General features: G+C 46.8%; 6 protein-coding genes. 3 read left to right on the top strand and 3 right to left on the bottom strand.

Annotated features, from left to right (window positions below):
• The 3 genes from V6C93_RS28400 to V6C93_RS28390 all read left to right on the top strand — a co-directional run.
• Positions 1-316, top strand: a 316-nt coding sequence (locus V6C93_RS28400) for a DUF3326 domain-containing protein (protein WP_333480032.1), incomplete at its 5' end; no start/stop codon positions are given.
• Positions 288-881 (top strand): CPBP family intramembrane glutamic endopeptidase, encoded by a 594-nt coding sequence (locus V6C93_RS28395; RefSeq protein ID WP_333480031.1) that lies wholly within the window; start codon positions 288-290, stop codon positions 879-881. The genes V6C93_RS28400 and V6C93_RS28395, both read left to right, overlap by 29 nt.
• A 49-nt stretch (positions 882-930) precedes the next feature.
• Positions 931-1,872, top strand: coding sequence for a preprotein translocase subunit SecD (locus tag V6C93_RS28390; RefSeq protein WP_333480030.1), 942 nt, complete (start codon positions 931-933; stop codon positions 1,870-1,872).
• A gap of 25 nt (positions 1,873-1,897) precedes the next feature.
• On the opposite strand, the gene purN is transcribed toward V6C93_RS28390, so the two are convergent.
• The 3 genes from purN to V6C93_RS28375 form a co-directional block, all read right to left on the bottom strand.
• Entirely contained in the window at positions 1,898-2,566 is a 669-nt protein-coding gene (gene purN / locus V6C93_RS28385) for a phosphoribosylglycinamide formyltransferase (RefSeq protein WP_333480029.1), read from the bottom strand.
• A gap of 253 nt (positions 2,567-2,819) precedes the next feature.
• The gene (locus tag V6C93_RS28380) at positions 2,820-3,809 is read right to left on the bottom strand and encodes a type IV pilin-like G/H family protein (RefSeq protein WP_333480028.1); all 990 of its coding nucleotides are present in this window, start codon (positions 3,807-3,809) and stop codon (positions 2,820-2,822) included.
• A gap of 133 nt (positions 3,810-3,942) precedes the next feature.
• Positions 3,943-6,420 carry a PQQ-dependent sugar dehydrogenase gene (locus V6C93_RS28375; protein ID WP_333480027.1) on the bottom strand — a complete coding sequence of 826 codons (2,478 nt, stop codon included), beginning with the start codon at positions 6,418-6,420 and terminating at the stop codon, positions 3,943-3,945.
• Between the last annotated feature and the right edge of the window lie 337 nt (positions 6,421-6,757).

Below are 6,757 nucleotides of genomic sequence, written 5' to 3'. Positions count from 1 at the left end.
CTCTCCAGCCGGAGATATTTGGGCGTCGGACGTAGATGCGATCGTTGTCCCAGCAAGTGCTTGTGGGGGAAGTGCTTTACTCAGTTTCAGCCGCCAGTCGCGAACTCAAATTATTGCGGTTGAGGAAAACCAAACCTCCATGCAAGTCTCCCCAGAAGATTTGGGGATTAAAGCAATCAGAGTAAACTCATATTTAGAGGCACTGGGCGTTTTAGTCGCTCATCGTGCCGGCATCAGTGCTGAGGCTCTCAGCCTCTCCCTATCCTCTTTGCATTGCTTATCTGTTCGTGGCAAACCAGCTTCCAGATCAACCTGACATTGAACCTCTAACCCGCACCCAAGTGTTAATTGCTATGGGGGTGACGGCTCTTGTCTTGCTATTCATTGCCAAGCTTTGGCTGCACTTGGGTTCAGTAACACTTCTGCCCCTACAGGGCACGGCTGAAGCGTTACTTTTAGGGCTGGGTATAGCGCTGGGCATTACGGCGTTAAGTAGTTTAGTCTATCGTTTATGGCCTGCTTATCGCCAAAGTGCTGATTACTACCTGCAAATGGTGCTGAAGCCCTTAGTCTTACCCGACTTAATTTGGTTGGGGTTGCTACCTGGGATGAGTGAAGAGTTGTTGTTTCGGGGTGTGATGCTGCCCGCTGTTGGGTTGAATGCCACTGGGGTTGTTGCTTCCAGCCTGCTATTTGGTGTTTTGCACTTGAGTGGGCCACAGCAATGGCCTTATGTAGTTTGGGCAACCGCTGTAGGGCTGCTGTTGGGATTTAGCGCCCTGGCAACGGGGAATTTACTCGTACCGATTGTGGCTCATATTGTTACTAATTTGCTTTCCAGTTATCTGTGGAAATTGGATCACAGACGAGCTGAAGCTTAATGGTGTTGAGGTGCTTGCATAAGTTAAACATGGCGGGATATAGGAAACTGTGGATAAGCGCTATGACAGCATTCTTTTAGCCATGTCTAACCCAAAACAACAGTTAAGCCTTACAACTGTGTTAGTAAAATTAATCGGTTTTCCACTCACACTCGTATTAGTTTTCACAGGTTGTGGGCTACAGAAATTAGTTGGTCAACCAATCTCCGATCGCGCTCATTGTCCATTTAATGGGATGGAATTAACCCTGCAAATTCAACCTCCCACAAAGGCTAGTGGCATCACGCCTGAACTCAGCGATGCTGTGAAAAACATCTTGAAGCAGCGAATTAGTGGTTTGGGTATAAGAGGGGCGGCAATACAAACAATTAATCAAGAGCAACTGCTGATTCAACTCCCGGATGAGAAGGACGCGCAACAGGCAGAACGAGTACTGGGTGGCATAGGAGAGTTGGATTTTCGCCAGCAGAAATCGGGGACAGAAACACAGCTACCCATTGAACTTCAAGTCAGGGAAGGACTTCTACAAAAGCAGAACGAATTGAGGAAAACGGGTGATGCAAAGGCGCTGGCGGAAAATCAACAAGCCCTAGATAGAAGTCAAGAAGCGATCGCCAACTTATTTGAACGTACCGATTTAAGTGGTAAAAACCTCAAAGATTCTAACCCTCAGCCTACTCCAGACAGTAGTCGCTGGGAAATTACCCTCCGTTTTGATGACATAGGAGAGAAAGCGTTTGCTCAGTTGACCAAAGACTTGGCAGGTACAGGTCGTGCGATTGGTGTTTTCCTAGACAATAGTCTAATTAGTTCTCCCGTAGTTGGGCAAGAATATGCACAAACTGGCATTACTGGTGGGAGTGCTGTGATTACTGGTAACTTTACACTTCAATCTGCCCAAGAGTTAGCTATACAGTTACGAAGTGGAGCCTTACCAGCTCCTTTAAAAGTACTGAGTAATCGTCGAGTCAATAACAACCGTTGTCCATAAGATACTCTTTTAACGCTTAACTTGCTTAAAGGGTTGCTGAAGTCGTCCTAGGGGCAAGCTGCGCGATTGCTTGTGGTAAAATTCGATGTTCTTGAACTTGAATTCGAGCATGAAGAGTTTCTGGTGTATCCTCTGGCAACACCGGGACAGCGGCTTGTACCAAAATCAGGCCACTATCCACTTCCTGGCACACCAAATGTACTGTACAGCCAGTAATTTTCACACCTGCCTCTAGGGCTTTTTCTATTGCGTGAGCGCCCTTAAAACTGGGTAATAAACTGGGATGGATGTTGATGATTTTGTCAGGGAAGGCGTTAATTAACACAGGTGTGACAATTCGCATCCAGCCTGCCATCACCACCCAATCCACCTGATACTGCTGCAAAACTTCGACAATAGCCGTGTCTAACTCTTCTCGGTGTTTGTAGTCTCGATGATTGAGTAGTACAGAAGGAACCCCCCAACGTTCAGCTCTTTCTACAGCCTTGATACCGGGATTATTGTAAATTAAGACTTGAATTTGGGCGTTGAGTTGCCCGTCTTTGATGGCTTGAGCAACGGCCTCGAAATTACTACCACTTCCAGATGCCATGATTCCCAGTTTCATGGGAGAGGAATTCGTGGAACGGTTGGGAGAAATAGGAGGTGAAATTAAATGGGGAGTAGCATCAACTAATAGTGAATGATTATTCATACAGAGTTATTTTCTTTGGCCTAGAGCATGAGAATCAGCAGAACAAGCTGCTGGAGGGAATAACCTACCTGCGGATGTAGTTGAAGGTTTATCTGGACAGATTATTGAGAAAATACTATAGCAGTCCTAAATGATACATGAGAATCTCCCTTTCTCTTCTCTGTGCCCTCTGTGCCTCTGTGGTTGTTAAAAAAGCTAATCTCATAAATGATTTAGGATTGCTATAGGTGAAAGTAGTTTACTCGTAATAGCATCATCGTCCAACTAGATGGGAACCAACAGGGCATTTAATTTTATCCGTGCTTTGTCTAGGAGTCGCTGGCATCGCTGGTGGTTTAGATGAGGGTTGATCTGTTTCACAAGTTCCTGTAATGGTTATCATGTCATTTGTTTCACTTTTAACGACAAACACAGCACCGGTGTAGCTTCTCAGTTCAGGACGCTTGGAGCGAGCCGTCATCATCACACTTTGGGTTTGGTTGCCTTGGGGTACAATCCGGTAGCTATAATTGTCTGTTTCTGGTTGAAATCCAATACTTATATCTTCAAATTTGGGCGCAAATTTCTCAAATTCGAGTTGAAAGGCTTGTTGGGCGCGACTCATGGCAGCAACATTCAGTTTACCTTCAGTTTCTCGAGCTGTCTGGGCTTGTCTTTCAAGGTCAGCCGTCATTTGTTCACCTTGCGTCTTCATGTCAGCAGCCGTTAGAACATCTGGAGGTAATGTCGTTTCCTCAGAAATCTTTTGGAATACGTCTGCATCTGCTGTAAAAGCGGTTGGTCGAGGTTGTCCGGGGTTGGTACCTGCTAATTGCAGGCGCAGTTGACCTTTATCCGTTAACTCAAAAATTGTCAGTACGACTTGATTAGGCTCTGGTAATATCACATCCAGATGCATGGGTTTAGGGGTGGGGTTGATGCGGTATCCAAAAGGCAGCGCCACAGGAGCACCAGAACCCAATGGCAAAAGCATGAAGAGTTTGTTGTCTGGTGTGAAAATCAGTGTCAGTGTTTGACCTGAAACTGGGTCTTTCACTTCCCATCGTCCTTGTAATTGGGTTTGCACCCTGTTGGTTGTAGGAGTGCTTTGGGATTGAGCGACTAAGGGTAACTGAGTTGGTAGGGCGATCGCACTGTTGCTCGTGGAAGTGAGTAGCCCTAATAATAAGCTGTATGCTATCCATTGGCTTAGGGCTGAGAATTTCGCCAGCAGCTTGGGACTGTTGAACACAGGATTCCTCATAGCAGTCATTCTCCGGAATTAGCTGGACATTATCGGTTGCTCTAGTATCGCCGATTCCGTATCAGACTCGATTCTGGAGAAGGCGAGGTTTTTCTCACAAGCTGTTGCTGGATGATGCGATACTGGGTTACTACTAAACAGCAATGCTATAGATACCACCATTCGTGTAGTCAGCGAGGTACAAGTTACCCGCTTGATCTTCGCCGAACGTAGAAATGAAGTAAGGGCTATCGATAAGAACCGAGTTTTCCCATCCGGTGCTATTTTGCCTTAACCCCCAGATACGTCCACTAATGAAATCTCCGTATAAGTAAATGCCTTGTAGACTCGGCTCACTCAGACCTCGGTAGACCATTCCACCAGTAACGGATTGTCCCAGTGAATGGTCGTACTCTGCTACGGGGAGTACAAAGCCTGTAATATCACCGGGATTATTGTTGTAACGAGTAGACCCTTCCATGATGTTCCAGCCATAGTTTTCGCCACCCTTACTCGTAGAGGGTTGGAAGTCAATCTCCTCGATCGCATTCTGTCCTACATCGCCAATGAAAAGGTCACCCGTTATGCGATCAAACGAGAAACGCCACGGGTTCCGCAAACCCAGCGCCCAAATTTCATCACGATACAAGTTATTGGGGTCGGTGGTCGCGACAAAGGGATTAGTCGCAGGGATAGTATAGGGTACTCCCCCCGATTCCACATCAATGCGTAGGATTTTACCTAACAAGGACTGGGGATTCTGGGCATTGTTGAACGGGTCTCCAGCACCACCGCCATCACCCAGACCAATGTAGAGGTAACCATCAGGGCCAAACACCAGTTGTCCACCATTGTGGTTAGCGAAGGGCTGTGGAACCGTTAAGATAATCTCTTCCGAGTTAGGATCGGCAACATTGAGATTGTTGGTGAGGCGATAGCGAGCAATGACGGTATCGCCAACTGTATTGGTGTAGTTGACGTAAAAGTAACCTTTAGTCGCGTAGTTCGGCGGGAAAGCTAAGCCCAGTAAACCTCTCTCGCCTCCAGCCGTGATGCGATTGGAGATATCGAGGAACGGCGTCGCCAACAAATTGCCATTTTGGATAATCCGGATGCGACCTCCTTGTTCTACAACAAACATGCGATCGCTACCATCACCTGCATGAGTAATATCGAGTGGATTAGTCAGACCCGTGACCAGAGGTGTCAGCGTCAGTTGGAGTTGCTCTAAGATAGAACGATTTCCCAGGTTGACATTCGTAACACTTTGACCATCGTTGAGGTTCACCGTCTGAGAACTGGGAACGGGAAACGTTGATTGCCAACCCGTTTGCAACACCTGGGCAACTGTGTAGGTTCCTGGCAACAGAGTGGTGAAGGCATAATCACCGTTAGCGTCTGTTGTCGTGGATGTCTCACCAACGTCAAGTTGACCGTTCTGATTGGGGTCGAGAAAGACACTCCAGCCTGCTAGCCCCAGTTCACCCCTGTCTCGAACGCCGTTTCCGTTGATATCATTCCACAGGGTACCCCGTATCTCACCGGGAGTTGGGGAGGGAGTGGGGGTTGGGGTTGGAGTTGGAGTTGGAGTTGGCGTGGGAGTTGGGGAGGGAGTGGGGGTTGGGGTGTTGCTGGAGGTCGGAAAACTGAGTTGAATGACTAAATCGTTATAGTCAAAATCCCCCCCACCGAATAAATCTTCAAAAGCAAAGGTGTTGTCCCCTAGTAAACGGATGTGGTCAATGCTGTCGGGGTTGGCGTTCAGAAAGGCAAAGTAAGCCAATGATTCCTGATGCGGCTGATTGGACGGGTTTTGAGCGAGGAAGTTTTCTGGAGTGCTATTAGCAATGAAAAACGGTGCCAGCAGTGCTTCTCCTAGTATTCCTTGGCTGTAGTCCACTCGATTTCTAATCGCTGCTTCGGCATACCCCCCATTCCCTGGATTCAGATTGCCGATGCGTCCTGTGGAGTCATCAATCCGATAAAATCCAAAGCTGTTGTTAAAAGCTGCCTCTCGATTTACCGCAATATTGACGGGGATTAAACCAAACTGGCTGCGTAAATCAATGAGTTCTCGCTGTTTTTGTAGTACTGTTTCTGGCGTCGCTGGGGTATTCGTTACTTGTACTCTCAGCACTAAGTCGTTGAAATCCGAGTCACCGCCTCCGAACTGGTCTTCCCACCCTAGGGTAAGGGTGCTGTTGCTAAATTCTAATAGTTGCGAATAGCTAAACCCATTGGCATTCGCATTGGCATGGGCGAAAAAGACATTCGCTGGGGTATGTCCGGCTGCCAAATCAGCCAAGACGTTATCTGTGGTACTGTTCGACACCAGGTAAAATCCCAGCCTCGTGTTGCTCTCAAAGCTGAGTTGACGTTTGGAGACTAAATTGGGAAAGGGTGAGTTGGCAAGGGCGGAGAAAATGACGTTTCTCCGACTGAAGGCAGCCGCGAGGTATTCTGGAGTGCCGGGGGCTATACCATTGATGGTGCCTAAGTCATCATCGACTGCAAAAACACCAACTTCGTTGACAAAATCTGCTTTGGAATCACTGAGGGTAAATTCGAGTGAAACGGGTTCAGAACCGCCGTCGAGTTGGAAGATTGTGTTGAGGGAAGTTTGTTTCAACATGGCGTTTTTCAAGTAATTGAGCCATAAATACTGCTATGGAGACTAATTCGTTAATCAATGTCTAATCAGGCTTCTTTAACCAGCTATTGGGGAAAATGCGGAGAAACCTTCAGGTTTTACGGAATTTTCAAAGCGTTTCAAATACGGATAAATAAATCTTTAAGCTTTTTGAAGCACTAGTGTAGATGAGCAGGGACTATACAGGTAAAAATAGCAATTTTTTATAAAATCTCAAGACTTACAGGAAGTTTCTATTAAAAAACTTCAGATTAATTAAACGAAAGTTACTCGCCAGCTAATCCCTTCGCCACTTGTTATTCCTTCAACAGATAATAAA

The organism is Allocoleopsis sp., from assembly GCF_036703385.1.
In the GTDB taxonomy this organism is placed as follows: domain Bacteria; phylum Cyanobacteriota; class Cyanobacteriia; order Cyanobacteriales; family Coleofasciculaceae; genus Allocoleopsis.
The sequence above is the reverse complement of the archived record's forward strand: the minus strand, read 5'-3'. Positions and strand labels throughout refer to the sequence as shown.

What these genes read in the sequence shown, in the direction of transcription:
- V6C93_RS28380 (WP_333480028.1), bottom strand. Translation starts at nt 3,809, where the DNA reads ATGAGGAATCCTGTGTTCAACAGTCCCAAGCTGCTGGCGAAATTCTCA.
- purN (WP_333480029.1), bottom strand. Translation starts at nt 2,566, where the DNA reads ATGAATAATCATTCACTATTAGTTGATGCTACTCCCCATTTAATTTCA.
- V6C93_RS28375 (WP_333480027.1), bottom strand. Translation starts at nt 6,420, where the DNA reads ATGTTGAAACAAACTTCCCTCAACACAATCTTCCAACTCGACGGCGGT.